Origin of the sequence: Kitasatospora sp. NPDC092948, assembly GCF_044754805.1 — a bacterium.
In the GTDB taxonomy this organism is placed as follows: Bacteria; Actinomycetota; Actinomycetes; order Streptomycetales; family Streptomycetaceae; genus Kitasatospora.
In genome coordinates, this window is the sequence record NZ_JBIVPU010000006.1 from 118,681 (window position 1) to 144,998 (window position 26,318).

The following is a 26,318-nucleotide window of genomic DNA, read 5'->3' on the forward strand; positions in this document are numbered from 1 at the left end:
GGCCCGGCGTCACAGTTCCTTGTAGGTGAACTCGGCCGCCGGACCGGTCGGGGACGAGTAGCCGTTCGACAGCACGGTGACGTCGACGGTGCGCGGCTTGCCGGCGCCGCTGGTCGGGGCGGGTACGGTGGCGACGATCTCGCCGGGGGCGCCGGTGCGCTTGACCTCGACGGAGGGCGAAGGGTTGTCGCCGAAGTAGACCTGGGCGTCGGAGCCGAAGTCGACGCCGGTGATGGTGACGCGGTGGCCCGTCCGGCCGCTGTCCGGGGCAAGGCCCGTGAGCATCACCGGGGCGGGGCCGCCGTAGGCGAACCGGCCGAACGGGACGGCCGGCGACGTGCCCAGGTCGGTGGTGACGCGGACGTCGACCACGCCGACGCCGGGGGGAACGAAGACGCTGATCGCGTCGCCGTCGCTGCTGACGACCGGGTCCGGGCACGGGACCGTGCCGAAGTCGACCGCCGCACCCGCGCCGAAGCCGCTGCCGGCGATGACCACCGCGCTGCCGGCCTTGCCGGCGTTGCCGGTGATGGACCGCACCACCGGGCCGGGCAGCACGTCGCGGGCGCCGAGCAGACCCAGGTAGGTGGCGTTGGCGTGCTGGAAGGCGACCTGGCCCATGAAGTCCTGGAGCGTCTTCTTGACCATGACCCGGTCGTAGTCGCTCTCGTAGTCCGGGTGCAACGGCACGGCCCTGCCCGGCTGGGCGTAGACGTGCGGGCCGGGCAGCGAAGCGATCGCCGTGATCACCGCTCTGACGTCCTCGTTCGCCGCCGGGCCGGGCGGATCCGGATACCACTTCTTCGCGTCGTCGAGACCGGTCCAGGCCTGCGGCACCAAGTCCCAGCGATTGTAGTGACGCTCGTGGGCGACCCAGTTCAGGGAGTCGACGTACCTCACGAACTCCCGGCCTCCGGCGGTGGGAGCGGCGAACGTGCGGAGAGCGAACCGCGGGGTGACGCCGTGCCAGGTCTGTGCCTGGAGGTAGGGCGCGACCATAGTGGCGAGGCAGCCGCCCAGGCTGTGGCCGATCACGTGAACGGTGGGGTTCGGCGCCGTCCCCACCAGGGCGCCGGCGAGTGCCTGCACCAGGGTGGTGCCCGCCGCGCTCATGGTGACGACCTGGGTGAACGCCTCCATCGCCCCCTTGGAGACGGCCACCGGGGCGGACGGCGAGCCGACGGCGGTGAACGGCACCACCGTTCCCACGTCGAGGTCCTCCAGCAGGTCGGTGACGTTGCCGACCGTGCCGCGCAGGACCACGGCGAACGCGTTGGAGGAACGGCTCGCGGCCAGGTACGCCATGTTCGCGTTGTCCGGGCTCAGCGCCAGCCAGACCGGGAACCAGTCGTTCCGGGTCGCGAGGGAGGGCTCGGCCAGCTGCGCACTGACGCCCTGGAAGATCCGGTCCCGCTGCTCGGCCGACGTCTCGCCCGATGGACGCGGGGTGGCCGCGGTCGCCGCGATCGCGGCCAGCGTCATGGCCACCTGCGACATGGTCGGTGCGCCCTGCTCCGTCGACATGCGTGCTCCCCGGGAACGGCTCGCCTCACCGAATGGGGAGGTCGTGTCCCTCTGGGTTCCGCCGGGAACGTCCGACGATGCGTCCGGGCCCGGGACGTCATGCCGTCGGGCGTACCCTCCGCCCCGGACGGACCGGTCGCGGGAGCTCCCGGCGAACGGCCGCCGGGCCGGACAGCGCGCCCACTGCCGGCGAACGGTTGCCGGGCGGACGGCACGCTCACTCCCGGGGAACGGACACCGGCCGGACCGGCACACCCGCCGCCATGGCGACCATCCGTGACCGACGGCCCGTCAGGATGCGGCTTCGGCCAGCAGTGTCGCCTGCGGGTGGCGCTCGCCCGGGCCGGGCTGCCGGACGGTGCGGGCGGTCTCGGTGAACCCGGCGGCGGGCAGCAGGGCGGCGAGGGTGTCGACCGGCCAGCGGTGGGCGGTGGCGACCTTGTGGTCGAACGGGACGGGGCGGTCGGAGTCGCCGAGGGCGGGGTCGGCGGCGAAGAAGCCCAGCAGCAGCCGGCCGCCGGGGGCCAGGACGCGGCGCAACTCGGCCAGCGCGGCCGGGAGTTCGGCGGGCTGGAGGTGGATCAGCGAGTAGCGGGCGAGCACCGCGCCCAGGCTCGCGTCGGCGAACGGCAGGGCCAGCAGGCAGCCGCGCACGAAGCTCTCGTCGGGGCGGTGGCGGCGGGCCTGGGCCAGCATCCCGGCCGACAGGTCCAGCCCGACGGCCGGGATGCCGAGCCCGCCGAGCAGTGCCGTCGCCTCGCCCGGGCCGCACCCGAGGTCTCCGACGGGCCGCCCACCGACCACCGGCGGCGCCGCCACCAGTTCCCCGATCAACGCCAACTCGTCGTCCCGGCTGGCGAGTTCGCCAGTGAACAGGGTGGCGTACAGCTCCGCCACCGCGTCGTACGCCTGCCCCACACCGGACTGGTTGTCCGTCATCCGCGCTGCCTCCTGCGTCCGCGAGAGCGCCGAGCCTAGCGGGAAAATCCGGTTGCGGATTCCGGGGGTGGGGCGTCTAGGCTCTGCCCGTGGCCGTCGTAGCGATCTCTCGCCGATTTAGTGGCCCCCCGGCTCCCGATGGGTGCCGCAGGGGTCGGGTTTCGCCACGCCGGTGACGCAGTACGGCTGAGCGGGTCGGTCCCGGTCGGCGGATCGCGCCCAGGGGCCGGGGGGTGTGCAGTTCCCACCCTTCCCGCCGAGCCTCCGAAAGGCCCCGCCATGTCCGTTCCCGCTCCCCGTCCGCTCTCCGCCGAGCAGCTCGCCCACGATCTCGCCGTCCGCGACCTGACCGATCCCGCCGCCGGCCCGCACGCCGTACAGCTGCTGGTGGAGCGGGCCGCCGACGCCCTCGCCCGGCACTGGTCCTGCCCGGTGCTGGTGCATCGCGGCGAGCGGATCGTCACCGTCGCCGACAACTACGACCACCTCAACTACCGTGCCGACGACGTCACTCGGGACACCCGCTACACCCGCTACGTGGACGGCCGACGGATGCTGCGCAGCCACTCCTCCGCCCTGGTCCCCGGCGCGCTGCGAGCCCTCGCCGCAGACCCGGCCGCCGACTCGGTCCTGTTGGTCTGCCCCGGCCTGGTGTACCGCCGCGACAGCATCGACCGCCTGCACACCGGCACCCCGCACCAGCTCGACCTCTGGTACCTGACCCGCCGCCGACCGCTGACCTCCCCCGCCTCCCCCGCCGACTTGACGGAGATGATCGCCGTCCTGGCCGACACCCTGCTGCCCGGCGCGGAGTACCGCACCGAGGAGCGCGTCCACCCGTACACCCTGGCGGGCCGTCAACTGGACGTGCGGGTCGGCGAGGAGTGGGTGGAGGTCGCCGAGTGCGGGCTGGCCCACCCGGAGGTGCTGGCGGGGGCCGGGCTGGGGCCGGAGTGGAGCGGGCTGGCGCTCGGGATGGGGCTGGACCGGGTGCTGATGCTGCTCAAGGGCATCCCGGACATCCGCCTCCTGCGCTCCGCCGACCCCGCGGTGGCCGCCCAGCTCACCGACCTCGCCCCCTACCGCCCGGTCTCCGCGCTGCCGGCGGTCCGCCGTGACCTGTCGATCGCCGTGGACCGCACCGAACTGGCGGAGGATCTCGGCGACCGCGTCCGCGACGCGCTCGGCGCCGACGCGGACTGCGTGGAGACCGTCGAGATCCTCTCCAGCACCCCCTGCCGCAACCTCCCCCCACAGGCCCTGACCCGCCTCGGCACCCGCCCCGACCAGCACAACCTGCTCGTCAAGGTAGTCCTGCGCCACCTGCACCACACCCTCACCGACACCGACGCCAACACCCTGCGCGACCGCATCTACGCCGCCCTCCACCAGGGCACCGCCCACCAGTGGGCAGCCACCTCCTGACGAACGCTCACGACCGCCGGGCCGCCCCCGGACCCCGAGGAGGAGCACCGCATCAAGCCGCCTTTCAGCACCGGTCCTTCGAGTCGGTACGCCATCCCGCTCCCCCTCCGCCCACCCACCGTCCTGCCCGCCGGCGGACCCGTCCTCCCGCCCCCGTCAGTCGGATTTCGGCACGCGACGGTGGGCCCGCCCCGTGTGCCGGGCGGGCCCGCCGGGGTGTGAACGGTCAGGCGTCGGGGGCGAGTTGGGCGAGGGTGGCGAGGAGGGCGGTCTCGGCGGCGGACTTGTCGAGGCCGAGGTCGGTGAGGACGCCGGAGCCGGCCTCGTGCTCGAGGAGGGCGAGCAGGAGGTGTTCGGTGCCGACGTAGTTGTGGCCGAGGCGCAGCGCCTCGCGCATGGAGAGTTCGAGGACCTTCTTCGCGCCGGCGTCGTAGGGGATGAGGGCGGGGACGTCCTCGGCGGCGGGCGGGAGGGCGGCGAGGGCGGCCTCGCGGACGGCGTCCAGGGTGATGCCCAGCCCGGTGATGTACGCGGTGCCGAGGCCCTCGGGTTCGGCGAGCAGGCCGAGCACCAGGTGTTCGGTGCGGATCTCGGGGCTGCCGGTGTCCTTGGCGGCCTGGTGGGAGGTGACCACGACGTTGCGGGCGCGGGGGGTGAAGCGGTTGAAGCCCTGGGCGGTGTCGATCTCGGTGACCTCGCCGGGGTCCTTGGGGACGAAGCGCTTCTGGGCGGCCTGGCGGGTGACGCCCATGCTGCGGCCGATGTCGGTCCAGGACGCGCCGGAGCGGCGGGCCTGGTCGACGAAGTGGCCGATCAGGTGGTCGGCGATGTCGCCGAGGTGGTCGGCGACCAGGACGGCGTTCGACAGCTGGTCGAGCGCCTCGGGGTAGGACTTCTTGATGCCCTCGATCAGGTCGTCGAGCCGGATCGAGGTCTTCACTCCTGCGGTGTCAGCCATGAGGCAACCTTAGGTTGACAGTCCAAGGGTGTCAACCATCGGTTGACACTCGCCGCGCCGACCGATTTCTACCCGTCAGTAGGGGGTGTTTCGGTCGAGTTCACCCACCCGCCGCCCGACGTCTTGTCCACGTCACGAACGCCCGAGTTGACTGCACAACATCGACCGCCCGACACCCTCGGAGCCCCCATGCCCGCGTCCCGCGCCGCCCGCCTCGCCGCCGTACTCACCGCCGCAGGAACCCTGTTGACGGTCCCTCAGGTCATCACCGCCGCGCACGCCGAGACCGCCCCGCTCACCGTCGCGCCACTGGACGTGCTCACGTACAACACCTTCCTGATGAGCACCAACCTGTACCCCAACTGGGGCCAGGCCTACCGGGCACAGGCCATCGCGGGCGCGGACTTCTTCCAGGGCCACGACGTGGTGGTGCTGGAGGAGGCGTTCGACAACACCACCTCCGACGCGCTGGTGGCGAAGGCCTCCGCCGCGTACCCGTACCACACGCCGGTGGTCGGCCGCTCCACCAGCGGTTGGGACGCCACCTCCGGCAGCTACAGCGGCGCCACGCCGGAGGACGGCGGGGTGGTGCTGCTCAGCAAGTGGCCGATCCTGCGCAAGGAGCAGTACGTCTTCAAGGACGCCTGCGGCTCGGACTGGTGGTCCAACAAGGGCTTCGTCTACGCCCAGATCAACGTGAACGGCCAGCGCACCCACGTGGTCGGCACCCACCTGCAGTCCACCGACTCGGGCTGCTCCGGCGGCCAGGCCGCCGACATCCGGGGCAAGCAGCTGCGCGCCATGAAGGCCTTCCTGGACGCCAAGCAGATCCCGGCGAGCGAGCCGATCGTGCTGGCCGGCGACCTCAACATCGACTCGCACGGCAGCGAGTACCCGGCCCTGCTCGCCAACGGCAACCTGGCCCCGGCCACCACCCGCGACGGCTGGGCGAACTCCTTCGACACGGTCGACAACTCGATCGCCTCCTACCGCTACCCCGGCGACCCCAAGGAGGACCTCGACTACGTCCTCTACCGGGCCGACCACGCCCGCCCCCAGCAGTACACCAACACCGTGCACCGCTTCCACAGCGCGCCGTGGACGGTCAGCAGCTGGGGCACCTCGTACACCTACACCGACCTGTCCGACCACTACCCGCTGATCGCCGGCTGAGGCCTGCCCAGCCGAGGGCCGCCCGGGCGGCCCTCGGCTGGGCAGGCGGGCGACCCCGTCGGTCTGGGCGGGTCGACGGCGCGGGTCAGCGGCGCGGGTCAGCGGAGTTGGTCAGCGGCGCGGCTGGGCGAACCGGACCATGTTGCCCGCCGGGTCGCGGAACGCGCAGTCGCGCACCCCGTACGGCTGGTCCATCGGTTCCTGGAGCACGTCCGCGCCGGTGGCCCGGATCTGCTCGAACGTCGCGTCGCAGTCGGCGGTGCGGAAGTTGACGGCGCGCAGCAGGCCCTTGGCGAGCAGTTCGGCGGCGGCCTGCCGGTCGGCGGCGGTGGCGCCCGGGTCGGCGACCGGGGGTTCCAGCACGACCTCCACGTCGGGCTGGGCGGGCGAGCCGAGGGTCACCCAGCGCATCCCCTCGAAGCCGACGTCGTTGCGCACCTCCAGTCCGAGCGCGTCCCGGTAGAAGCCGAGCGCGGCGTCGTGGTCGTCGACGGCAATGAAGCACTGCGAAAGCTTGATGTCCATGCCCCCGACGCTACTGATCGGCGTCCGGTCCCGCTTCTCCGTTCCTGATCTCCTTGGCCGCGGCGGCATTCGGCCGTCCGGTGTCGGTGCCGCGGATCGGGCGGGTCAGGTACATCGCGACGCATGCGGTGATGTGCTCGGCGGCGCTGTGGTCGCGGGCCCGGTAGACGCTCGGGCTCTCGCCGACGAGTTCGGTGAAGCGGCTGCTGAACGACCCGAGCGAGGTACAGCCGACGGCCATGCAGACCTCGGTGACGGACAGGTCGCCGCGCCGCAGCAGCGCCTTCGCCCGCTCGATCCGGCGGGTCATCAGGTAGCTGTACGGCGTCTCCCCGTACGCGGCGCGGAAGCTGCGCTGGAAGTGGCCGACCGACATCAGCGCGACCTTGGCCAGCGCCGCGACGTCCAGTGGTTCGGCGTAGTCGCGGTCCATGGTGTCGCGGGCCTTGCGGAGCCGCTTCAGGTCGTCGATCTGCACACCACCCAGGCTAGTACCCACCGGCCGACCCCTTGTCGATCACCCGGTGATCACATCGCCACGACCTGAGTGGGCGTCAAAACCCGTGGTCAGGGCGACACTCCGGCGCGTCGTGATGTTGATCGCGCGGCGTCCGCTGCTAGGTTCTGAGTCACGCGAGGGAGCCCGGTGGAGTGGCCGAGAGGCGAGGCAGCGGCTTGCAGGGCCGTGTACATGGGTTCGATTCCTGTCTCCACCTCCTCGCTCCCCTCGAGGTCCGCCCCCCGCCCGGAACAAGGCCGGGCGGCGTCCGAGGAGGGAGTGGTTTTCCGATGCCCATCGCCACCGTCAATCCGGCCGACGGCCGTACCGTCGAGGTCTTCGACCCGTTGGACGAGGCCGCCGTGGAGGCCCGGCTGGCCCGCGCCCAGTCCGCGTACGAGTCCTGGCGGCTGACCACGTTCGCACAGCGCGCCGAACTGATGCACCGGGCAGCCGAGTTGCTGGAGCAGACCAACGAGCAGGTCGCCCGCACCATGACCCTGGAGATGGGCAAGCCGCTGGCCCAGGCACGGGCGGAGGCCGCCAAGTGCGCGAAGGCCATGCACTGGTACGCGGACCGCGCGGAGGAGCTGCTCGGCGACGAGCACCCGGCGGCGGAGGACGTGGTGGACTCCGGCGGCGGGTCGGCGTTCGTCCGCTACCGCCCGCTGGGCCCGGTGCTGGCGGTGATGCCGTGGAACTTCCCGTTCTGGCAGGTGGTCCGGTTCGCCGCGCCCGCGCTGATGGCGGGCAACGTCGGGCTGCTGAAGCACGCGTCGAACGTGCCGCGGACCGCGCTCGCGCTGGAGGACCTGTTCGCCCGCGCCGGATTCCCGCAGGGGTGCTTCCAGACGCTGCTGATCCCCTCGCGCGCGGTGGAGGCGGTGATCCGCGACGAGCGGGTGACGGCGGTGACGCTGACCGGCAGCGAGGGCGCGGGCCGCGCGGTGGCCCGGGTGGCCGGCGACGAGGTGAAGAAGACCGTCCTCGAACTGGGCGGCAGCGACCCGTTCCTGGTGCTGCCCTCGGCGGACCTGCCGGCCGCGATCGCGAAGGCGGTGACGGCCCGGGTGCAGAACAACGGCCAGTCCTGCATCGCGGCGAAGCGTTTCATCGTGCACACCGACGTGTACGACGAGTTCCTGGCCGGCTTCACCGACCGGATGCGGGCGTTGACGGTCGGCGACCCGATGGCGGAGTCCACCGAGGTCGGCCCGCTGGCCACCGAACAGGGCCGCACCGACATCGAGGAGCTGGTCACCGACGCCGTCCGGCTCGGTGCGGGCCTGGCCTGCGGCGGCGCGCGGCCGGACGACCCGGCGCTGACGAACGGCTGGTACTACCTGCCGACGGTGCTCACCGACGTGACGCCGCGGATGCGGATCCACCTGGAGGAGGCGTTCGGACCGGTCGCCACCGTGTACCGGGCCGACGACCTGGACGAAGCGTTGGCGATCGCCAACGACTCGCCGTTCGGCCTGAGTTCCAACGTCTGGACCCGCGACGGGAACGACCGGGAGCGGTGCGTGCGCGACCTGCGCGCGGGCGGGGTGTTCTTCAACGGGATGACCGCCTCCCACCCGGCGTTCCCGTTCGGCGGGATCAAGCGCTCCGGCTACGGGCGGGAGTTGTCCGGTCACGGCATCCGCGAGTTCTGCAACATCACCACCGTGTGGTCCAGCAGCTGAGTGCCTGCGGCGCACCACCCGACCCGCCGGCGCCCAGCCCGGGCCGGGTCGGGTCGCGCATCTCCGGGCCGTCGCACATCGCGGGGCCCGTGCGGAAAACGTCTTCGGAAAGCGTTTTCCGCACGAGCCCCGAGATGTCTCGAAAAGGTGCTCCGGCGCTGGTCAGGCGTGCCGGGGCTGATGCGGGTGGGCGTGTTCGTGACGTCCCCAGAACTGCGAGACGATGGCCACCACGGTCACGCCCCACACCACCGCGAACACGATCAGCAGCCACAGTTCGGTCACCTGCGGGGCGACCAGGGCCAGGCCCAGCGAGAGGGCCAGCAGGAACACCAACGAGGAGTTGTGCTTCTCGGTCAGCCAGGCGTACGTGCCCCGCACCGGACGGGGACCCGAGGCTCCGGCAGCAGTCGCGGGCATGGCTCTCACCTCCGCAGAGTTCGGCATTTGTTCGAGTATCCCGCCGGTTCGTGGCCACGGCAGCCCGATACCATCGCCGCAAGCACGGACGAAGGGGCTCGCGAGTGTCGATACGCGGGGGGCTGCACAGCCTGGAACGACAGGCGTCCGCACTGCCGGACGGCGCCGAACTGTTCCGGCTGCGCCCGGACGGGCGCGTACTGCGCGCCGACCGCGCGGGGGCCAGGGAACTCGGACCGCACGACCCGGACAGCGGGCTGCTGCGCTTCATCGACGAGCAGCAGTACGCGCACTACTTCATCGGCGACGCGGCGACCTCGCCGGAGCGCCCGTCCAACGCCACCTACAAGTTGGGCCTGGTCGCGCCGCACACCGCGTTCACCCCGCACGCGCACGGCGGCGAACACCTGGTGCTGGCACTCGGCCCGGCGTCCTGCGGGCTGTACGACGCGCACCGCCGCCGGGTGGTCGCCGTCGACCTGGCGCCGGGAACGCTGATCCGGATCCCCGAGCTGATGCCGCACTCGTTCGGCAACCGCGGCGCCGACCGGCTGGCGATCCTGGCCGCGAACACCGGCTACGGCATCGACCACGAGGACTACGCGATCACCGCGGATGTCGCCGAGCAGCGCGGCGAGCACGAACTCGCGGCGGCGTTGCAAGAGGTGACGGCACATCAGCACGTAGGTACGGTGACCGTACGGGAGCGCCTGGCGCACCGACTGCGCCGGATCGCTGCGGCCCTGGAGGACTCCCGGTGACGCCGGGCCCGGTGCCTGTCCCGCTGTCTGTCCCGGCGCCTGTCCCGTTGCCGCTGCCTCCCCCGTCGACCTCACATCCCGCTCCGGCACCACCGAACCTGCCGACACTGCCGACCCCGCACACTGTTTCGGCGCCGTCGACCTCGCCGGCCTCTCCGACCTCGCGCCCTGTTCCGGTTCCATCGGCCCCACCGAGCCTGCCGGCCTCCACGGCCTGCCCCGCCGATTCCACCGATTCCGCCGACCTCGCCGATCGAGCACGCCCGATGACCCGGGAGGACGCCCGATGATCTGCCCGCACTGCCAGGTCGATCTGCTGCAGCGCAACCGTGCCAGCCACACCTGCGGGAGCTGCCGCAGGACGTTCGCGCTGGACCCGAAGGTGGAGCCGGGACGGCTGCACGACCTCAAGTTCCGTGCGCTGGTGGCCAAGTCGACGCCCGACGGCCTGCGGATCACCGTGAAGCAGCTGTACTGGATCAACGAGCGCCGCCTGCACCGGTTTCCGAGCCGGGAGGAGCGGGCCGGCAGCGACCTGGGGGGTGCCGTGCTGGTGCTGGTCGCGGTGATCACCTGCTCACTGGCGGTCGGGATCGGCACGTTCGCCTGGTTCCTGTTCGGCCCGCCCACGGTGATCGCGGCGCTCCTGGCCGTGCAGCAGTTCGTGCGTGCGAGGCGACTCCGGGCCGATGTCCCGCTGCGGCCGCAGGTGGCCTTCCGTGACTTCGAGCGCCGGGTGATCGGCCGCTGGCGGGAGGTCTACCACGAGCTGCCGGCCGGGCTGGTGGAGCATCCGCCGAACGATTCGGGACCGATGACTGTCGAGGCGCGGGCCGTGGTGCTGTGCGAACTCCCTTCCGTGGCATCCTTCCTCCGCATCAACGGCTTCGCGGAGCGCCACCAGGTGCTGCTGGTCGAGGAGTTGACGCAGATCCCGGCCGAGCTGCCGGTGGTGGTGCTGCGCGACCTGTCACTGTCGGCGCTGGCCCGCACGGTGACGGTCCGCACCGCGCTGCCCGGGCGGCGGGTGGTGGACGGCGGGCTGACACCCCGCGCGGTGTTCGCCCCCGCGAAGGCAGTGCGGCTGCGCGACAGCGCGGGCCCGCAGCGGCAGGTACCGGCGGCGCTGGCGGCCTCGACGGGCTGGCGGCGGCTGACCGAGCAGGAGCGGGACTGGCTGACGACGGGCTGGTACTCGCCGCTGCTCACCATGCCGCCGCCGAAGCTGTACGCCCTGGCGGAGAAAGCCGTCCAACGCGCCGTCACCGCTCCCACCGCTCCCACCCCTCCCGCCATCCCTCCGGTCGAGACACCCGAGCGGACCCGACGGCGCGCCGAACGGATCGGCTTCCTCACCTGGCCACAGGCAGTGGCGGACCCCACCGCCGACCCGGCCCAGGCTCCGACCGCCGACGCCCCGTCGGCCCGGCCCGCGGGCGGTGCCCGGTGATCTGTCCGCACTGCCGGCAGAGCGTGAACCGGCGCGAACGCACCGGACACCGCTGCTCGCGCTGCGGCCGGACGTTCGCGCTGGACCCGAAGTCGGAGCCCGGCCGCCTGCACGACCTCAAGTTCATGGAGCTGGTGCAGAAGGGCACCGGCGGCCGCCTGTGGATCACCGTGGATCAGCTGTACTGGATCAACGAGCGCCGCCTGTACGGGTTTCCGGGCTCCAAGGAGCGGCGTTCGCACCTCACGACGGGCATCGTGGCGGCGCTGGTCGCGCTGGCGCTCGGTGTCCTGGCGCTCAGTGTCGACAAGCACGTCTGGGTTCTCCCGCTGGCCGGGAGTGCGGTGTTCGCGACCGGGCGCGCGCTGAAGGACTTCCTCGCGGTGCGGCGGATACGGGACGGGGCGCACCTGCGTCCGCGACTGTCGCCGACCAGGTTCGAGTTCCAGGTGATCAACCGCTGGCGGGAGGTCTACCACGAGCTGCCGCCCGGGCTGGTGGAGCGCCCGCCGATCGGCGCGAAGCCAGGCCTGGTCAAGGCGCGGGCCGTGGTGCTGTGCGAACTCCCGGCCGTGGCGGCCTTCCTGCGCATCAACGGCTTCGCGGAGCGCCACCAGGTGCTGCTGGTCGAGGAGTTGAAGCAGATCCCGGCCGATCTGCCGGTGGTGGTGCTGCGCGACCTGTCGCTGTCGGCGCTGGCCCGCACGGTGGCGGTCCGCGCCGCGCTGCCCGGGCGGCGGGTGGTGGACGGCGGGCTCACGCCCCGCTCGGTGTTCGCCCCCGCGAAGGCAGTGCGCCTGCGCGACCCGGGAAAGCCGCAGGTGCCGGCGGCACTGGCGGCCTCGACGGGCTGGCGGCGGCTGACCGACCGGGAACGGGACTGGCTGGCAGCCGGCCAATACTCGCCGCTGCTCACCATGCCGCCGCCGAAGCTGTACGCCCTGGCGGAGAAAGCCGTCCAACGCGCCGTCACCGCTCCCACCCCTCCCGCCACCCCTCCGGTCGAGACACCCGAGCGGACCCGGCGGCGCGCCGAACGGATCGGCTTCCTCACCTGGCCACAGGCAGTGGCGGGCCCCACCGCCGACCCGGCCCAGGCTCCGACCGCCGACGCCCCGTCGGCCGACTTCGAGGACGGTTCCCGATGACCACCGGACGCGGACCGGCCCCGATACCCGACCGCCTGCTCGACCGGGCCGTCCGGCGGGCCGCCGAGCGCTGCGCGCACCCGGGCCATCTCGCCTTCACCGCGCGGCAGTTGTACTACGAGACGGACCGGACGCTGCTGCCGCTGCACCGCGGCCCGCACCGCCTGCGCTACACCACCCGGCCGCTGCTGTCGGCGGAGCGCTTCGCGGCGGCGCTCGCCCGGCAGCCCCAACTTCCCGTGCTGCCCGATGTGGTGGCACCCCGCCCGCACCGGCCGGGGCCGGAGGGCGACCTGTACGACTACGCGTTCCCCCGGCTGCTGGTCTGTCAGGATCCGGCGATCGCCGCGATGCTGCTCGCCAACCGCCTGCATCTGGAGGGGGCTTGTCCGATCCTCACCCCGGAACGGCTGCCGCTGGACCCCCGGTTGCTTGCCGCCCTGGCGCGCGCCGACGGAGCGGTGGTGCATGTGCTGCACGACGCCTCGCCCGCCGGGCTCGAGCTGTTCCGGCGGGTGCGCGAGCACGCGGGGCCGCGGCTCCGGGTGCGCACCATGGGCCTGCTGCCGCGCCACGCCGCCGCACTGCACCTGGCCGCAGCAGCCGGGCAACCCCGCTGCGACGCGGCCGAGTTGCCGTCGGAGCTGCCGGCCGCGGAGCGCGCCTGGCTGGCCCGGGGGCGGGTCGCCGAGCTCGCGGCCGTCCGTCCGGCCCGGCTGCTGCGGACCGTGCTGCGCACCGTCCGCGGCGGCGGCTTCGCCCCGCCCGCACGTCCGGCCGCGCCCACCCGGGCCCGCGACACCGGCTTCCTGACCTGGCCGACGCCCTGACCCCCGAGGACTGCGGAAAATGACCCAGCCACCCGAAATCACCTACAGCGACTCGCTGTTGGCCGACGGAACGGTGCACCGCCGATACTCCGACGGCCGCAACGAATGGCGCAGCCGCAACCCCGACGGCCGGATCCACTGGCGCGACGACCGGGGCGACTCCGGCACCGACGAGCGCCTCGGCCGCGACCTGGTCAAGCGCTCCCACACCGACGGCCGGACCGGCTACGGGCGCGACATCGGCTACGGCCGCACCGTCTGGGGCCAGGGCCGCTACGTCCTGGTCAACCGCAGCTCCTTCCCGGGCCGCCTCGGCGTGGTGCTGGGCGCACTCGGCCTGGGCGCGGGCATCGCGGCCGCCCAGTACGCGCCCGAACTGCTGTCATTCGACGAGGAGGAGGAACTGCGCCGCGCGGCCGAGCGCGCCCGCGCACGCGGCGACGGCGGGGACGGCGGCGGTGACGACGGGGGCGACGGCGACGGCGACGGGTCCGACGACGGCTTCGACGACGGGTTCGACAGCGACGACGGCTTCGGCACGGCCGGGGACGGCGGCGACGACCACCCGGGGAACGGCGACGCCTGGGACGGGGACGACTTTGGCTGAGCCGCACCGCCCGGCCGCGCCCGGGCCTGTCGGGGTCCGGCCCGCGCACCGCCCGGCCCGCTACACCGTGCTGTCGCTGCCCACAGGCGGCCGACGAACGCCCGAACCCGGCCTGGTGGCAGGCCCGTTCGAGACCGGCGGCCGGGTCGTCTCGGCGGCGCTGCTGACCGGTGTCCCCGGCTTCGCGGACGGCCCGTTCACCGTGGACGGCCGGACCGCCGTCGGTGAAGTCACCCTGCACAACGGGGACGAGCTGCACGCCGCCCTGGCCGCCGTCGGCCGTCCCGCCGAACCCGGCACGCCGGACGGGGAGTTGCTGCTGCGCTGCTGGCTGGCGCTCGGCCCGAACGGGCTGCGGGCGGCCGACGGCATGTTCACCCTGGCGGTGCTGGACGGCCCGGACCTGGTGCTGATCCGCGACCACGCCGGCGCCCGGACGGCGTTCCACTGCCGGACCCGGGACGGCGGCTGGGCGGTGTCCAGTTCACTCCGCGCCCTGCGCCAACGCCCGGACGTGGACACCGGGTTGGACCTCGCCGCCGTCCGATCGTTCCTCACCTTCGCCTACCTTCCGGGCGCCGAGACGCTGCTGCGCGGGGTGTCCGAGCTGCTGCCCGGCAAGGTCACCCGCCTGGGTGCGGACGGCTCGGTGCGCGTCGAGGAGTACTGGGAACCACAGGCGCGTGCGCTCGGCCTGCCCGACGATCAATATGCGCCCGGACTGCGGGAGTTGCTCGAGCGCGCGGTGGCCCGGCGGCTGCCGGACGGGCAGGACGTGGCGGTGCTGCTGTCCGGCGGGGTGGACAGTTCGCTGGTGACGGCGCTGGCCGCCCGGCTGCACGACCGGCCGGTGCACACCTACTCGATCAGCTTCGGCAACGAACTGCCCAACGAACTGGGCTATTCGGGCCTGGTCGCCGCCCACTGCGGCACCCGGCACCGGGTGCTGACCGTGCCGGGCGAGCAGGTCGCGGCGCGCCTCGCCGACACCGTCGCACTGCTGGACAGCCCCGTCGGCGACCCGTTGACGGTGCCGAACCTGATGCTCGCCGAGGCGGTCGCCGGCGACGGGCTGAGCGTGTCGCTGAACGGCGAGGGCGGCGACCCGGTGTTCGGCGGGCCGAAGAACCTGCCGATGCTGGTGTTCGAGCTGCTCCGCGACGACCCGTCCGAACAGGCCCGCGCCGACGCCTACTTGCACACCTACCGCAAGTGCTGGGAAGACCTGCCGGTGCTGCTCACCGGCGAGGCACTGGCCGAACTGGACGCGCTCGGCCCGGCCGCGCACCCGCGCCGGCACGTCGCGCCGTACCTGACGGGCCACCGAATGCCGTCGCTGCTCGACCAGTTGCTGCACTGCAACCTGCGCACCAAGGGCGCCCACCACATCCTCACCAAGGTGGAGCGGCTGACCGCCTCGCAGGGCATCCAGGGCCGCTCGCCGCTGTTCGACCGGCAGGTGGTGGAGCATGCGTTCGCCACCCCGCCGGCGCTCAAGCTCCGCGCCACCGAGGAGAAGTGGATCCTCAAGGAGGCGGTCCGCGACCTGCTGCCCGACACCGTCACCTACCGACCCAAGAGCGGCATGCGGGTACCGGTGCAGCAGTGGCTGCGCGGCCCGCTCAGCGAACTCGCCGGCGACCTGCTGCTCGGCTCCGGCGCCCGCGCCCGCGGCCTGTTCCGTGCGGACACGGTGGAGACCTGGATGCGCGGCGGCGGGCTGCTGCTGCCCCGCCAGGGCGGCAAGCTGTGGCTGCTGCTCACCCTCGAACTGTGGCTGCGCGCCTACGACTTGTGACAGGAGTAGCACTGATGGACCTGATCGACCCGCGCACCGGCACCGCCCGACGCACCCTCGCCCCCGGCCGCGCCGCCGAGGTGTCCGACGCCGTCGCCGTCGCCCGCGCCGCCCGGCCCGGCTGGTCGGCGCTCACCCCGCGCGAGCGGCACCGCAGGCTCGACGCGCTCGCCGACCTGATCGAGCAGCACGCCTCCGCGTACGCGGACGCCGAGTGCGCCGGCACCGGAAAGCCCGTCGCCGAGGCGGCCGGCGAGATCGCCGAGGTCGCCGACCTGCTCCGGTTCTACGGCGGCGCGGCCCGCGCCGGGACTTCGCCCGCCGCGGGCGACTACCTGGCCGGGCACCAGAGTTGGGTCCGCTGGGAGCCGGTCGGCACGGTCGCGGCCGTCGTCCCGTGGAACTACCCGCTGCTGATGGCCGGTTGGCGCTGCGCCCCCGCCCTCGCGGCCGGCAACACGGTGGTCCTCAAGCCGGCCGAGACCACCCCCGACAGCGCCCTGCTGCTCGCCGAGCACGCCGAACAGGCGCTCGGGCCCGGCGTGTTGACCGCCCTGCCGGGCGACCGGGAGACCGGCCGGCTGCTGGTCCGGGCCGGCTGCGACCTGATCGCCTTCACCGGCAGCCCCGCCGCGGGCGCCGACATCGCCGCCCGCGCCGGCCTCACCCCCGTCAGCCTCGAACTCGGCGGCAACAGCCCCGTGTTGGTGCTGCCCGACGCGCCCGCCGACACCTGGCAGCAGCTCGCCGCCGCCTGCACCTACAACGCCGGCCAGAGCTGCGCCGCCCCCGCCCGGGTCATCGTGCTGGACGAGGCGTACGACGACGCCGTCCCCGCGCTCGCCGCGGCGATGGCCGAACGCCACGCCGGACGCGACTTCGGCCCGCTCAACAACCCCGACCAGGCGGCCCGTTACGACCGGATCGTCGCCACCAGCGCCGCCAGGACCGTCCGCACCGCACCCGGCCGCACCGACGGCCTGTGGCGGCCCGCGACCGTCCTCGCCGACCTGCCCGCCGACGACCCGGCCGTGGTCGAGGAGGTGTTCGGCCCGCTCCTCACCGTCCAGCGCGCCGCCACCCTCGACGAGGCCGTCGCCCTCGCCGAATCCGTCCCCCAGGCCCTCGCCGCCTCCGTCTGGACCACCGACCTCACCACCGGACTCGCCCTCACCGACCGCCTCTCCGCCGGCGAAGTCTGGCTCAACTGCCACCTCGCCCAATCCGCCGAACTCCCCCACAGCGGCCGCCGCTCCAGCGGCGCGGGCACCGACCTGTCCACCCTCGCCCTGCGCGAATACCAGCGGCCCAAGACGGTGACGGCCCGGCTGGTCTGACGGCTGGACGGACCCGGCGGGCTGAGCACGGCACGAGAACGGAACGAGAACGGCACGGTCCTCACGAGAGGTGCGAGGAATGGACGACGAACTGCTGACCGGCGGCATGGCCAACGCCGGTGCGGTGCTGCGGCGCGGAACGCTGGTGGAACGCCCCGCCGGGCCGAACGCCCTTGCCCTGCACGGGTTTCTGCGGGCGCTCCGGGCCGGCGGATTCCCGGACGCGCCGCTGCCGGTGGGTGAACCGGTGGGCGGGCGTGAGCAGTTGGAGTTCGTGCCGGGCGAGGTCGCGGTGTCGCCTTACCCGGCGTGGGCGCTCGGCGAGGACGCGCTGGTGTCGGTGGCCCGCCTGCTGCGCCGCTGGCACGACGCGTCCGCCCGCACGCCGTTCGACCAGGACGCCGACTGGTCGCGGGAGTTCGCGGACCCGGAGGGCGGTTCGCTGATCTGCCACAACGACGTGTGCGTGGAGAACGTGGTCTTCCGCTCCGGCGCGGCAGCCGCGCTGATCGACTTCGACCTGGCCGCCCCCGGCCGCCCGGTGTGGGACGTGGCCATGGCGGCCCGCTACTGGGCCCCGGCCCTCGACCCGACCACGGCCGCCGAGACCGACCGCGCCCACCTCGAAGTCCCGCACCGCCTCCGCCTGTTCGCCGACGCATACGGCCTCTCCCCCGCCGACCGCACCGCCCTCCCCTCTGTCCTGGAACAGGCCACCGCCGTCTGCCGCGCCTTCGTCGCCCGCCGGATCGCCGCCGGGCAACCGGCCTTCGTCAGCTACTTCGACTCCTCCGGCGGCTGGTCCCGCTGGGACCGGCTGCAGTCCTGGCTGTCCGACCAACGCCCACTGCTGGAGCGCGCACTGAAGGAATGAGACCCGGACGGCGGCGATCCCGTCAGCGGGCGGCGCGGGCCAGGGCGCCGGCGATCAGATCGGCCCGGGTGGGGGCCGGTGCGGGTGGGACGTCGATCAGGTGGAAGCCGAAGTGGCGGTAGCTGTCGCGGTGGACGCGTTCGAAGTCCAATGAGGCGCGGTAGTCGATTCGGCGGGCGGCGGTGCGGGTGACGAATCCGATCGGGCGGATCAGGAAAACCTCGCGGCGGTAGGTGCGGGTGTCGACGATCCGTTCCAGTTCGGCGGTGAGCGCAGGCGGCAGTGGTCGGCCGAGGTAGACGGCCAGGGCGTGGGTGCACACCGGCGAGCGGTCGAAGAGCCGGTTGTGGCCGGGTGGCGGGTCGGGCTGCTGGCGGGCCTGTTGCAGGGCCAGTACCCGGTCCACGAAGGCGTCCGCGGTCCACGGCTCCGGGTTGCCCGCGGCCTGTTCCCGGGCGATGACGTCGGTCGCGGCCTCGGGCACCACGTCGTGGCCGCGGGCGGCGAGCTCGCGCAGCACGGTGGTCTTTCCGGCACCGGGCGCGCCGGTGACGATCCAGCGGGCCATGGCGGGCGCTCCCTCTGTTCGGCGCGGGGACGGGGCGGCTGTCGGTGCGTCAGCGTAGCGCGGGCCGCCGGGTGGGTGAGGGGCGGTTCGCGGGGGGCGGGCGTGGGGAACGGGTGGCGGGGTGAGCGGTGGTGGTGGAGTGATGCTGGCGGTGTCGAGCACCCGGCGGGTGTTCGACGAGGGGTGGGTGCTGGAGCGGAAGTGGGACGGGATCCGGGCGCTGGCGGTGCGGGACGGGGCTCGGGTGACGTTGCGGTCGCGGACCGGACAGCAACTGGAAAGCGCTTACCCGGAGCTGGTGGCGGCCCTCGCCGCGCAGCCGGTGCCCAGGTTCGCGGTGGACGGCGAGATCGTCGCGTTCGAGGGCGGCCGGACCAGCTTCGCCCGGCTCCAGCAGCGGATGGGGCTGCACGATCCGGTCCGGGCGCTGGCCAGCGGCGTCGCCGTCGACTACGTGCTGTTCGACCTGCTGGCCCTGCAGGGGCACGACACCACCGGCCTCCCGCTCCTCGACCGCAAGCAACTCCTGTCCGAGGCGGTCGAGTTCGACGCACCGCTGCGGCTGTCCGAGCACACCGGGGCCGAGCCGGGCGTCCCCGTGCCGCTCGCCGAGGCGTGCGCGCACGGCTGGGAGGGCCTGATCGCCAAGCGCGCCGCCGGCCGGTACGTGGCCGCGCGGTCCGGGGACTGGCTCAAACTCAAGTGCGAGACCGGGCAGGAGTTCGTGGTCGGCGGCTGGACCGACCCGGCGGGCAGCCGGGAGGCGTTCGGCGCGCTGCTGATCGGCTACCACGAACCCGAGCTGCCGCACGGCCGGTTGCGCTACGCGGGCAAGGTCGGCACCGGCTTCGACACCCGCACACTGCACGCCCTGCACCGCACACTGCTCCAACTCGGCTCCCCCGTCAGCCCGTTCGACCCCGCCGACGACGTTCCGCCGCACACCTCGCACTGGGTGCGGCCCGAACTCGTGGTGCAGGTCGGCTTCACCGAGTGGACCCGCGACGGCCGCCTCCGCGCACCCCGCTACCAGGGCGTCCGCACCGACCGTCCGGCCGCCGAGGTGGTCCGCGAGCGCCCGGCCTGACGCCCGCGCCCCGCTGCACCGGATGGCCGAGCCGACGGGCGACCCTCCCGGGCAGTCCGTACGGTGCCGTTGCGGGGGACCCACCCGAGCGAGAGGTACGCACTGGCATGGCTGGCAAGTTCGAACTGTATGTGGACGAGACGGGCAACCACCGCTTCCGCCTGAAGGCGCCGAACGGCGCGATCGTGGTGACCGGAGAGCCGGAGGACTCCCGCGAGCAGTGCCTGAAGAGCATCGAGTCGATCCGGAAGCTCGCGCCGTACGCGCAGCTCCAGGAGAGCGGCGCGAACGCCTGACCCGGACCACGAGACGTCGCCGCCCGACACGCGCGGCAGCACACCGGGCCCCCGCGCGGGCCCGCAATGACGAGCCTGTGACCGACCCGACGGGTTGTCACGGGCTCGTCGTCATGACGGTTCCCCGGCCGGGTCCTGCGGCATGCTGAGGAGGGTGAAGCGGACCGGGCGAGGGGGTTGGCGATGACGGGGCGTGAACTGCTGGCGGCATCGGGGGTGCTGTTCCCGGACGAGCAGGGCCGGGTGCTGGTGGCCCGGGTGTCGTACCGGACGAAACACCCGATCGAGGTGCCGGGCGGCGGCTGGGACGCGTCCGACCCGTCGCCCCGGTACACCGCCGTCCGGGAGATCCAGGAGGAGCTGGGCATCACCCCGGTGCTGCGCGAACTCGCCTGCCTGGACTGGTCCCGGGACCGCCACCGGCCGCCGATCGCAGCGTTCCTGTACTGGGCCGATCCACTCACCGAGGCGCAGCGGGCGACGATCCGACTGGAGGCCGAGGAGTTGGATTCGCTGGTGTACCTGACGCCGGAACAGCTGCTGTCGGCGCTGCCGCCGCTGCTCTCCCGGCGGGTCGGCTCGTGCGCGCTGGCGCCGCGTTCGGCCGCGCCGCTGGAACTCGCGGACGGCCTGCCCGCCGGTCACACCGCGCTGCACCTGCGCGCGTGGCCCGCTCCCGCGTACACCGGCCCCGCCGGGATCGCGGCGCTGCTGCCGCCCGCCGGCGACCGCCCCGCTCCGCCGCCGCCGATGGACCGGGAGACGTACTTCGCGAGCCGGCCGCGGATCCGGGCGAAGGCGCGGATGCTGTTCACGGACGACCGGGGCCGGGTGCTGCTGGTGCGGTTGACGCCGTGGAACGGCCAGACCGCGTGGGTGCTGCCCGGCGGCTCGATCGAGGCGGACCGCGAGCTGCCCCGGGACGCCGCCCGGCGGGAGACCCTGGAGGAGCTCGGCTGGCACCGCGAGCCGGGCCGGCTGCTGGCGATCGACTGGGTGCCCGACGTCGGCGGTGAACTCCCGCACACCGTCCTGGTGCCCGGCTCGGGCGGTGAACTCCCGCGCACCGTCCTGGTGTTCGACGGCGGGACGGTGACGGGCGAGCAGCTGTCGACGATCCGCCTCCAGGAGGAGGAGATCGCCGAGTGGGGCCTGTTCACCCCCGAAGAGGCGAAGCGCCTGCTGCTGCCGCCCGCCGCGCAGCGCCTGGCCGCGTGCCTGGCCGTCCGCGACCTCCCGCCCGGCGCGGGCCCGGCGGAGCTGCTGAACGGCGCGCCCGCGACCGGCTCGCCGCACGTCGCCCGTCCGGACGGGTCGCACGGGTAGCCGGGGCCTCGCAGCGGGAAGGATCACCGGAAGGATCAGTGGCACGGAGGTACGGATGGAACGATCGGCGGGGCCGGAGCTGGGCCTGGACGGGTGCGGGGTGCGGTCGCTGGGCGGCGGCGACCGGCTGGTGCTGCGCCTCGACGGCGGGCTGCTGCTGACGGTGCGCAACGACTTCCGGCTGCGGTGCGGCGCGACGGTCGACCACTTCTACCCGGCGCTCGGCGTCACCGCGTCCGGCACCCTCGGCACGCTGACGGACGCCACCGTCACCCGGGCCACCGTCACCCCCGCCGGGGGTCTGCACCTCGCGTTCGACACCGGCCACACGCTCGCCGTCGCCCCCGACCCGGCCCCCGGCGGCCCCGTCCACCCCTGGCAGCTCGCCTCCCCCGCGGGCGTCCTGTTCACCGGCGGGCCGGGCGGCGGGCCTGCTGCGTGAGCGGGCCGGCGAAGTGAGAGCGCGCCAGGTCGCGGGGGCGGAGATGGGATCCGGCGTCGGACTCGTTACGCTCCAACGATGATCATCTCGCCCGCCCGCACCACGGTCTTCGACATCGACGGCACCCTCTGCTTCGACGGAAGGACGATCGACCCCCGCATTCTCGCCGCCCTCGATGCCTGCGAGCGGGCCGGCCACGAGTTGGTCTTCGCCTCCGCCCGGCCGATCCGCGACCTGCTCCCCGTGCTGGAGGGGGCGTTCCCCGGCTCGACGCTGATCGGCGGCAACGGGAGTCTGGTCTCGGTCGGCGGGCGGGTCCGGATGCGGGCCGCGTTCTCGACCGCGAACCTCGCCAAGCTGCTGGCCGAGATCGAACGGTTCAAGGCCGGCTACCTCGCCGACGGCCCGTGGGACTACGCCTACACCGGCCCCGCCGACCACCCGATCCTCGACCGGGTCGACCAGAACCGGGTGGCCCGGCGCGTCGATCTCACCGAACTCCCCGCCGTGGTGAAGCTCCTGGTGGTCTCCGCGGCCGACCTGCCGGCCTTCGCCGCGTCCTGTCGCGCCCTCGGACTGTCCGTCAACCACCACGTCGAGGAGGCGATCGTCGACTTCGCCCCCGGCACCACCGACAAGCGCGAGGCCCTGCTCTCGCAGGGCATCGACCACTACAACGCCTTCGGCAACGACATCAACGACCTCACGCTGCTCCAGCACGCCCGGCACGCCGTGCGGGTCGGCGCCCACCCCGCCCTCGACGGCGTCGCCACGACGACCGTCGCCCCGCACCCGGAGGCCGTCGCCGCCGAGATCCTGCGGCTGGCCGCGGCCGGCTGAGGCGCGGCACCACCGGGTGGGACCGGCAGGAGCCGGAACTCCCGCCGGTCAGGGTGCGTCACTAGGATGGCGGCCGGTCGGGACGGCTCGGCGTGGATGGAGGGGGCGGGGCGTTGTTCGGAATCATCAGACCGTGTCGGCACCGGTTGTCGGAGCGGCTGCACGCGTCGTGGCTGGCACACCTGTGCGGGTTGTGCCTGGCGCTGCGGGACGACCACGGGCAGTTGGCGCGGACGGCGACCAACTACGACGGTCTGGTGATCTCGGTGCTGGTGGAGGCGCAGTCGCCGCGCGCCGCCGACCGCCGGACGGCGGGCCCGTGCCCGTTGCGCGGGATGCGGACGGCGCCGGTCGCGCACGGCGAGGGGGCGCGGCTGGCGGCCGCGGTCTCGCTGGCGCTGGCGTCGGTGAAGGTCCGTGACCATGTGCTGGACGGGGACGGGGTGTTCGCGCGCCGGCCGGTCGCGGCGGGGGCACGGCGAATAACCCGACGCTGGGAGCGGCAGAGCACGGGCAGTGCGGCGGCGGTCGGGTTCGACACCGGGGTGCTGCTGGCGGCCGCCGGGCGGCAGGAGGAGGCGGAGCGGCTGGTGACGGCGGGCGGTCCGCTGCTGCTGGCGACCGCGCCGACCGAGGAGGCGACCGCGGCGGCGTTCGCGCACACCGCGGTGCTGGCGGGCCGTCCGGACAACGCGGCGGCGCTCGCCGAGGCCGGCCGGCTGTTCGGCCGGCTGGCGCACCTGCTGGACGCCGCCGAGGACCGGCAGCAGGACGAGGCGCAGGGCCTGTGGAACCCGCTGGCCGTGTCGGACACCTCGCAGCAGGAGGCGCAGCGGCTGTGCCGGGACGCCGTGCACGGCATCAAACTCGCCCTGGCGGAGGTGGAGTTCACCGACCGGGCGCTGGTGCACCGGCTGCTGGCGCACGAGACCGGCGCGGCGGTGGACCGGGTCTTCGGCCGGGCGGGCCACGTGTGCGCGAGCACCGCGCCGTCCGAGGCGGACCCTGACGCCCCGTCGGGCCCCGAGCTGCCGCCGATTCCGCCGAAGCCCAAGCCTCCCCGGGGCGCGGTCGCCGGGTGCGCGGTCTGGCTGGCGATGGCCTGCACGTGCCAGTTGCTGTGCTGCACGCACGACGACCCGTTCACCCGGGAGCGCCGCGACAGTTTCTGCGACCGCCACTCCAACTGCGCCGACTGTTGTGACTGCTGTGACTGCTGCGAATGTTGCGACTGCTGTAGCGCGTGCGACTGCTCGTAGGCCCGCCGTGTCCCGAACGCCTCGCACGACCGACACGACCGACACGACCCGAACGACCGACACGCCTCGCACGACTCGCACGGAGGAGAGCAACTGATGAGCGACACCCGGCAGTTCGCGGAGCCGACCGAACTCGCCGACTGGGGCTGGCCGGATATCCAGGCCCTCGGCGGCGGCTCGGCCGACCCGTTCGAGACCGCGTCGCTCGGCGGAACGTGGCGGCCCAAGGACCGGCACTTCGGTGTGTGGCACGAGGGCCGGGTGGTCGCGCACGCCGGGTTCGTGGTGGCGCCGGTCGAGGTCGGCGGGCAGCGCTTCGACGTGGCAGGCATCGGCGGCGTCATCGTCGACGCGAGCCTGCGCGGCCACGGCCTGGCCCGGCTCGTCGTCGCCGGCGCGCTGGCCGCGGCCCGCGCCGAGGGTCTGGAGCGGGCCCTGCTGTTCTGCCTCCCCGACCGGGCTCCGCTCTACGCCCACCTCGGCTGGTACGCCCTCCCCGAGCCTGTGGTGGCCGATCAGCCCGACGGCCCGGCCCCCGTCCCGCTCGGCGCGATGTGGACGCCGCTGACGCCCGAGGCCGGCTGGCCCGACGGCCCGGTCCGGCTGCACTCGCTGCCGATGTGACGCTCCTGGGCCAACCCGGCGACAGTGCAGGGGACTTGACCCCTGGTCTACGGTGACGGGCATGACTGGGGACGACTGGCTGACGGACATTCGGGACTCCTACGACACCGTCGCGGTCAGCTATGCCGACCAGCTGCGCGAGGCGCTGACCGGGGCGCCGTACCTCCGGGCGGCGCTGTCCCTGTTCGCCGAGCTGGTGCGCACCGCCGGGGGCGGGCCGGTGGCGGACGTGGGCTGCGGCCCCGGGCATGTCACCGCCCACCTGGGCGAGTTGGGCCTCGACGCGTTCGGCGTCGATCTGTCGCCCGCGATGATCGAGGTGGCCCGGCGCGACCATCCGGGCCTGCGGTTCGAGGTCGGTTCGATGACGGATCTCCGGCTCGCCGGCGGGTCGGTCGCCGGGCTGCTCGCGTTCTGGTCACTGGTCCACCTGCCCGACGAGGTGGTCCCCGCGGTCTTCGGCGAGTTCCGGCGGGTGCTGCGTCCCGGCGGGCCGCTGCTGATCGGCTTTCACGTCGGCACCGGGGCGCGGCTGAAGACGCAGGGTTACGGCGGTCACCCGATGCGGGTCCACGTGCACCGCCGCCGGCCCGAGCAGGTGGCGGCCTGGCTGCGCGACGCCGGGTTCACGGTGGAGGCCCACCTGCTGACCGACCCCGATGCGGACGTCCCGGGGGCGCTCCTGTTCGCCCGCCGCAGCGAGGTCGACAGCTCCAAGCGGTGAGCGACCGACCGTCAACCGGCAACCATTGCCGGGCTGTTGACCGCACCGCGAGTCGGCGACCGTGGCCGGCTGTCGCCTGCGCCGTGAACCGGCAACCGTTGCAGGGCTGTTGCCTGCGCTGTGAGCCGGATCACGGACCGGGCCCGCCGTGGCGTGATCGACTCCTCGGATGTCTGCTTCCGCCGTGCGCCCCGCTCTCGTCGTCACCGCCCTCGCCGTCACCGCCGCCGCGCTGCTCGTGGGCTGCTCGTCGTCGGCGCCGGTGGTGGTCTCCGGGCCGTGCGGGGCGGCGCCGACGGCACCGCCGACGGGGTGGAAGCGGGACGGGGTGCGGATCGTCGCGGTGAACGACGTCTGCGCGGAGTTCGAGGTGACCAACGGGGGCAGCGAAGCCGCGGACTTCTCGGTGCTGTTCGGGTGGACGGGCGCCGGCCAACGGCTGGACACCAACCCGACGGGCACGGTGACGGCGGTGCCGCCGGGCGCGACCGTCCGCGGCCGGGTCGAGGTCGGCCACCCCGACCCGGCGCGCTCCGCCGCGTCCCGACCGCCGCTCGTCCCGGACGTCAAGATCAGCCAGGTGCGCAGTGTCCCGACGGCCGAGGCGCCCGCGCAGGACGGGCCGTGTCCGGCGTCGGGGGTGCGGCTGTACGCGGATCAGGGCGATGCGGCGATGGGTCTGCGGGTGGTGGGCCTGCACCTGGTGAACTGCGGGACGTCGCCGGTGACGGTGGACGGCTACCCGCAGGTGCAGGCGCTGGACGAGAAGCACCGGCCGGTGGACGCGTTGCAGGTGCTGAAGGGCGGTGCGGCGATCGCGGCGAACACCGGCGCGGACACCCCGCCGCAGCAGATCGTGCTGGCGACGGGCGAGGGGGTGCGGTCCACGGTGGTGTGGCGCAACACCAACGACGACGTCGCCGCCGCTCCGGTGAACGCCCCGTACCTGCGGGTGCGGGCGACGCCGGACGCGGCCCCGGTGATGGTGACCCCGGAGCTGGACCTCGGCACCACCGGCCGGATCGGCGTCGGCGCGTGGGCCCGGGAGGGCGGCCCCCGGTCCTGAGCATGCCCGCCGACCAACCGGAAAACGCTTTCCCGCACCGGTCGGCCGGACCTCGCCGAGCGCGCACCACCGACACCTACGAACCGCACCGGCGGTCGTCCGCGGGGGGCCGCTCGGCGGCCGTCGCCAC

The 26,318-nt window shown here is 73.8% G+C and carries 27 protein-coding genes and 1 tRNA gene; 21 read left to right on the forward strand and 7 right to left on the reverse strand.

What is annotated here, in order from left to right; translation table 11 throughout:
- Positions 1 to 9: 9 nt before the first annotated feature.
- The gene (locus ACIQF6_RS19955) at positions 10 to 1,524 is read right to left on the reverse strand and encodes an IPT/TIG domain-containing protein (protein WP_400896689.1); all 1,515 of its coding nucleotides are present in this window, start codon (positions 1,522 to 1,524) and stop codon (positions 10 to 12) included.
- Positions 1,525 to 1,815: 291 nt separating this feature from the next.
- A complete protein-coding gene (locus tag ACIQF6_RS19960; RefSeq protein ID WP_400896691.1) occupies positions 1,816 to 2,463 on the reverse strand; it encodes a class I SAM-dependent methyltransferase in 648 nt (215 codons plus the stop codon).
- A gap of 279 nt (positions 2,464 to 2,742) precedes the next feature.
- Here ACIQF6_RS19960 and ACIQF6_RS19965 point away from each other — a divergent pair, with 279 nt between their 5' ends.
- A complete protein-coding gene (locus ACIQF6_RS19965; protein ID WP_400896693.1) occupies positions 2,743 to 3,888 on the forward strand; it encodes a hypothetical protein in 1,146 nt (381 codons plus the stop codon).
- A 226-nt stretch (positions 3,889 to 4,114) separates the two neighbouring features.
- Here the strand turns inward: ACIQF6_RS19965 and ACIQF6_RS19970 are convergent, their stop codons facing one another.
- The gene (locus ACIQF6_RS19970; RefSeq protein ID WP_400896695.1) at positions 4,115 to 4,846 is read right to left on the reverse strand and encodes a Clp protease N-terminal domain-containing protein; all 732 of its coding nucleotides are present in this window, start codon (positions 4,844 to 4,846) and stop codon (positions 4,115 to 4,117) included.
- 189 nt (positions 4,847 to 5,035) lie between these two features.
- Between ACIQF6_RS19970 and sph the strand changes: the two genes are divergently transcribed.
- Complete coding sequence (gene sph, locus ACIQF6_RS19975) at positions 5,036 to 6,019, forward strand: sphingomyelin phosphodiesterase (RefSeq protein WP_400896697.1); 984 nt, start codon at positions 5,036 to 5,038, stop codon at positions 6,017 to 6,019.
- Positions 6,020 to 6,130: 111 nt separating this feature from the next.
- Here the strand turns inward: sph and ACIQF6_RS19980 are convergent, their stop codons facing one another.
- Both ACIQF6_RS19980 and ACIQF6_RS19985 read right to left on the reverse strand, forming a co-directional pair.
- A complete protein-coding gene (locus ACIQF6_RS19980; RefSeq protein ID WP_400896699.1) occupies positions 6,131 to 6,544 on the reverse strand; it encodes a VOC family protein in 414 nt (137 codons plus the stop codon).
- 10 nt (positions 6,545 to 6,554) lie between these two features.
- Entirely contained in the window at positions 6,555 to 6,977 is a 423-nt protein-coding gene (locus ACIQF6_RS19985) for a helix-turn-helix transcriptional regulator (protein ID WP_400897273.1), read from the reverse strand.
- A gap of 212 nt (positions 6,978 to 7,189) precedes the next feature.
- Here ACIQF6_RS19985 and ACIQF6_RS19990 point away from each other — a divergent pair.
- Both ACIQF6_RS19990 and ACIQF6_RS19995 read left to right on the forward strand, forming a co-directional pair.
- A tRNA-Cys gene (locus tag ACIQF6_RS19990) sits at positions 7,190 to 7,260 on the forward strand.
- 73 nt (positions 7,261 to 7,333) lie between these two features.
- Positions 7,334 to 8,731 (forward strand): NADP-dependent succinic semialdehyde dehydrogenase, encoded by a 1,398-nt coding sequence (locus ACIQF6_RS19995; RefSeq protein ID WP_400896701.1) that lies wholly within the window; start codon positions 7,334 to 7,336, stop codon positions 8,729 to 8,731.
- Positions 8,732 to 8,893: 162 nt separating this feature from the next.
- Here ACIQF6_RS19995 and ACIQF6_RS20000 read toward each other — a convergent pair whose 3' ends face one another.
- Entirely contained in the window at positions 8,894 to 9,151 is a 258-nt protein-coding gene (locus ACIQF6_RS20000; protein WP_400896703.1) for a hypothetical protein, read from the reverse strand.
- A 104-nt stretch (positions 9,152 to 9,255) separates the two neighbouring features.
- Here ACIQF6_RS20000 and ACIQF6_RS20005 point away from each other — a divergent pair, with 104 nt between their 5' ends.
- From ACIQF6_RS20005 to ACIQF6_RS20040, 8 genes are all read left to right on the forward strand, one after another.
- Positions 9,256 to 9,912, forward strand: a complete 657-nt coding sequence (locus ACIQF6_RS20005; RefSeq protein WP_400896705.1) for a cupin domain-containing protein — start codon at positions 9,256 to 9,258, stop codon at positions 9,910 to 9,912.
- Between the two features lie 286 nt (positions 9,913 to 10,198).
- A complete protein-coding gene (locus tag ACIQF6_RS20010; protein ID WP_400896707.1) occupies positions 10,199 to 11,362 on the forward strand; it encodes a hypothetical protein in 1,164 nt (387 codons plus the stop codon).
- A 23-nt stretch (positions 11,363 to 11,385) separates the two neighbouring features.
- Positions 11,386 to 12,510 carry a hypothetical protein gene (locus ACIQF6_RS20015; protein WP_400896709.1) on the forward strand — a complete coding sequence of 375 codons (1,125 nt, stop codon included), beginning with the start codon at positions 11,386 to 11,388 and terminating at the stop codon, positions 12,508 to 12,510.
- Complete coding sequence (locus tag ACIQF6_RS20020; protein WP_400896711.1) at positions 12,507 to 13,340, forward strand: hypothetical protein; 834 nt, start codon at positions 12,507 to 12,509, stop codon at positions 13,338 to 13,340. The genes ACIQF6_RS20015 and ACIQF6_RS20020 overlap by 4 nt, the downstream gene beginning before the upstream one ends.
- A 19-nt stretch (positions 13,341 to 13,359) precedes the next feature.
- Complete coding sequence (locus tag ACIQF6_RS20025) at positions 13,360 to 13,947, forward strand: hypothetical protein (RefSeq protein ID WP_400896713.1); 588 nt, start codon at positions 13,360 to 13,362, stop codon at positions 13,945 to 13,947.
- A complete protein-coding gene (locus tag ACIQF6_RS20030) occupies positions 13,940 to 15,745 on the forward strand; it encodes an asparagine synthetase B family protein (protein WP_400896715.1) in 1,806 nt (601 codons plus the stop codon). The genes ACIQF6_RS20025 and ACIQF6_RS20030 overlap by 8 nt, the downstream gene beginning before the upstream one ends.
- A gap of 14 nt (positions 15,746 to 15,759) precedes the next feature.
- Complete coding sequence (locus ACIQF6_RS20035) at positions 15,760 to 17,082, forward strand: aldehyde dehydrogenase family protein (RefSeq protein ID WP_400896717.1); 1,323 nt, start codon at positions 15,760 to 15,762, stop codon at positions 17,080 to 17,082.
- Between the two features lie 79 nt (positions 17,083 to 17,161).
- On the forward strand, positions 17,162 to 17,956 hold the full coding sequence (locus ACIQF6_RS20040; protein WP_400896719.1) for a phosphotransferase: 795 nt from the start codon (positions 17,162 to 17,164) through the stop codon (positions 17,954 to 17,956).
- 22 nt (positions 17,957 to 17,978) lie between these two features.
- Here the strand turns inward: ACIQF6_RS20040 and ACIQF6_RS20045 are convergent, their stop codons facing one another.
- A complete protein-coding gene (locus ACIQF6_RS20045) occupies positions 17,979 to 18,524 on the reverse strand; it encodes an AAA family ATPase (RefSeq protein WP_400896721.1) in 546 nt (181 codons plus the stop codon).
- 142 nt (positions 18,525 to 18,666) lie between these two features.
- Between ACIQF6_RS20045 and ligD the strand changes: the two genes are divergently transcribed.
- From ligD to ACIQF6_RS20090, 9 genes are all read left to right on the forward strand, one after another.
- Positions 18,667 to 19,611, forward strand: a complete 945-nt coding sequence (ligD, locus tag ACIQF6_RS20050; protein WP_400896723.1) for a non-homologous end-joining DNA ligase — start codon at positions 18,667 to 18,669, stop codon at positions 19,609 to 19,611.
- A 107-nt stretch (positions 19,612 to 19,718) separates the two neighbouring features.
- Complete coding sequence (locus ACIQF6_RS20055) at positions 19,719 to 19,907, forward strand: YegP family protein (RefSeq protein WP_400896725.1); 189 nt, start codon at positions 19,719 to 19,721, stop codon at positions 19,905 to 19,907.
- A 183-nt stretch (positions 19,908 to 20,090) separates the two neighbouring features.
- The gene (locus ACIQF6_RS20060) at positions 20,091 to 21,233 is read left to right on the forward strand and encodes an NUDIX hydrolase (RefSeq protein WP_400896727.1); all 1,143 of its coding nucleotides are present in this window, start codon (positions 20,091 to 20,093) and stop codon (positions 21,231 to 21,233) included.
- 55 nt (positions 21,234 to 21,288) lie between these two features.
- On the forward strand, positions 21,289 to 21,675 hold the full coding sequence (locus ACIQF6_RS20065; RefSeq protein WP_400896729.1) for a DUF6188 family protein: 387 nt from the start codon (positions 21,289 to 21,291) through the stop codon (positions 21,673 to 21,675).
- A gap of 78 nt (positions 21,676 to 21,753) precedes the next feature.
- Complete coding sequence (locus ACIQF6_RS20070) at positions 21,754 to 22,515, forward strand: HAD hydrolase family protein (protein ID WP_400896731.1); 762 nt, start codon at positions 21,754 to 21,756, stop codon at positions 22,513 to 22,515.
- Between the two features lie 113 nt (positions 22,516 to 22,628).
- Positions 22,629 to 23,774: a DUF5685 family protein gene (locus ACIQF6_RS20075; RefSeq protein ID WP_400896733.1), complete on the forward strand. Its 1,146-nt coding sequence runs from the start codon at positions 22,629 to 22,631 to the stop codon at positions 23,772 to 23,774.
- Between the two features lie 96 nt (positions 23,775 to 23,870).
- Positions 23,871 to 24,398 (forward strand): GNAT family N-acetyltransferase, encoded by a 528-nt coding sequence (locus ACIQF6_RS20080; protein WP_400896735.1) that lies wholly within the window; start codon positions 23,871 to 23,873, stop codon positions 24,396 to 24,398.
- Positions 24,399 to 24,459: 61 nt separating this feature from the next.
- Positions 24,460 to 25,122 (forward strand): class I SAM-dependent DNA methyltransferase, encoded by a 663-nt coding sequence (locus ACIQF6_RS20085; RefSeq protein ID WP_400896737.1) that lies wholly within the window; start codon positions 24,460 to 24,462, stop codon positions 25,120 to 25,122.
- A 169-nt stretch (positions 25,123 to 25,291) separates the two neighbouring features.
- On the forward strand, positions 25,292 to 26,188 hold the full coding sequence (locus ACIQF6_RS20090; RefSeq protein WP_400896739.1) for a DUF4232 domain-containing protein: 897 nt from the start codon (positions 25,292 to 25,294) through the stop codon (positions 26,186 to 26,188).
- The last annotated feature ends 130 nt before the right edge of the window (positions 26,189 to 26,318 follow it).

Coding starts and splice junctions, on each gene's coding strand:
- ACIQF6_RS19955 (WP_400896689.1), bottom strand. CDS start 1,524: ATGTCGACGGAGCAGGGCGCACCGACCATGTCGCAGGTGGCCATGACG.
- ACIQF6_RS19960 (WP_400896691.1), bottom strand. CDS start 2,463: ATGACGGACAACCAGTCCGGTGTGGGGCAGGCGTACGACGCGGTGGCG.
- ACIQF6_RS19965 (WP_400896693.1), top strand. CDS start 2,743: ATGTCCGTTCCCGCTCCCCGTCCGCTCTCCGCCGAGCAGCTCGCCCAC.
- ACIQF6_RS19970 (WP_400896695.1), bottom strand. CDS start 4,846: ATGGCTGACACCGCAGGAGTGAAGACCTCGATCCGGCTCGACGACCTG.
- sph (WP_400896697.1), top strand. CDS start 5,036: ATGCCCGCGTCCCGCGCCGCCCGCCTCGCCGCCGTACTCACCGCCGCA.
- ACIQF6_RS19980 (WP_400896699.1), bottom strand. CDS start 6,544: ATGGACATCAAGCTTTCGCAGTGCTTCATTGCCGTCGACGACCACGAC.
- ACIQF6_RS19985 (WP_400897273.1), bottom strand. CDS start 6,977: ATGGACCGCGACTACGCCGAACCACTGGACGTCGCGGCGCTGGCCAAG.
- ACIQF6_RS19995 (WP_400896701.1), top strand. CDS start 7,334: ATGCCCATCGCCACCGTCAATCCGGCCGACGGCCGTACCGTCGAGGTC.
- ACIQF6_RS20000 (WP_400896703.1), bottom strand. CDS start 9,151: ATGCCCGCGACTGCTGCCGGAGCCTCGGGTCCCCGTCCGGTGCGGGGC.
- ACIQF6_RS20010 (WP_400896707.1), top strand. CDS start 10,199: ATGATCTGCCCGCACTGCCAGGTCGATCTGCTGCAGCGCAACCGTGCC.
- ACIQF6_RS20020 (WP_400896711.1), top strand. CDS start 12,507: ATGACCACCGGACGCGGACCGGCCCCGATACCCGACCGCCTGCTCGAC.
- ACIQF6_RS20025 (WP_400896713.1), top strand. CDS start 13,360: ATGACCCAGCCACCCGAAATCACCTACAGCGACTCGCTGTTGGCCGAC.
- ACIQF6_RS20035 (WP_400896717.1), top strand. CDS start 15,760: ATGGACCTGATCGACCCGCGCACCGGCACCGCCCGACGCACCCTCGCC.
- ACIQF6_RS20040 (WP_400896719.1), top strand. CDS start 17,162: ATGGACGACGAACTGCTGACCGGCGGCATGGCCAACGCCGGTGCGGTG.
- ACIQF6_RS20045 (WP_400896721.1), bottom strand. CDS start 18,524: ATGGCCCGCTGGATCGTCACCGGCGCGCCCGGTGCCGGAAAGACCACC.
- ligD (WP_400896723.1), top strand. CDS start 18,667: ATGCTGGCGGTGTCGAGCACCCGGCGGGTGTTCGACGAGGGGTGGGTG.
- ACIQF6_RS20055 (WP_400896725.1), top strand. CDS start 19,719: ATGGCTGGCAAGTTCGAACTGTATGTGGACGAGACGGGCAACCACCGC.
- ACIQF6_RS20060 (WP_400896727.1), top strand. CDS start 20,091: ATGACGGGGCGTGAACTGCTGGCGGCATCGGGGGTGCTGTTCCCGGAC.
- ACIQF6_RS20065 (WP_400896729.1), top strand. CDS start 21,289: ATGGAACGATCGGCGGGGCCGGAGCTGGGCCTGGACGGGTGCGGGGTG.
- ACIQF6_RS20070 (WP_400896731.1), top strand. CDS start 21,754: ATGATCATCTCGCCCGCCCGCACCACGGTCTTCGACATCGACGGCACC.
- ACIQF6_RS20080 (WP_400896735.1), top strand. CDS start 23,871: ATGAGCGACACCCGGCAGTTCGCGGAGCCGACCGAACTCGCCGACTGG.
- ACIQF6_RS20085 (WP_400896737.1), top strand. CDS start 24,460: ATGACTGGGGACGACTGGCTGACGGACATTCGGGACTCCTACGACACC.
- ACIQF6_RS20090 (WP_400896739.1), top strand. CDS start 25,292: ATGTCTGCTTCCGCCGTGCGCCCCGCTCTCGTCGTCACCGCCCTCGCC.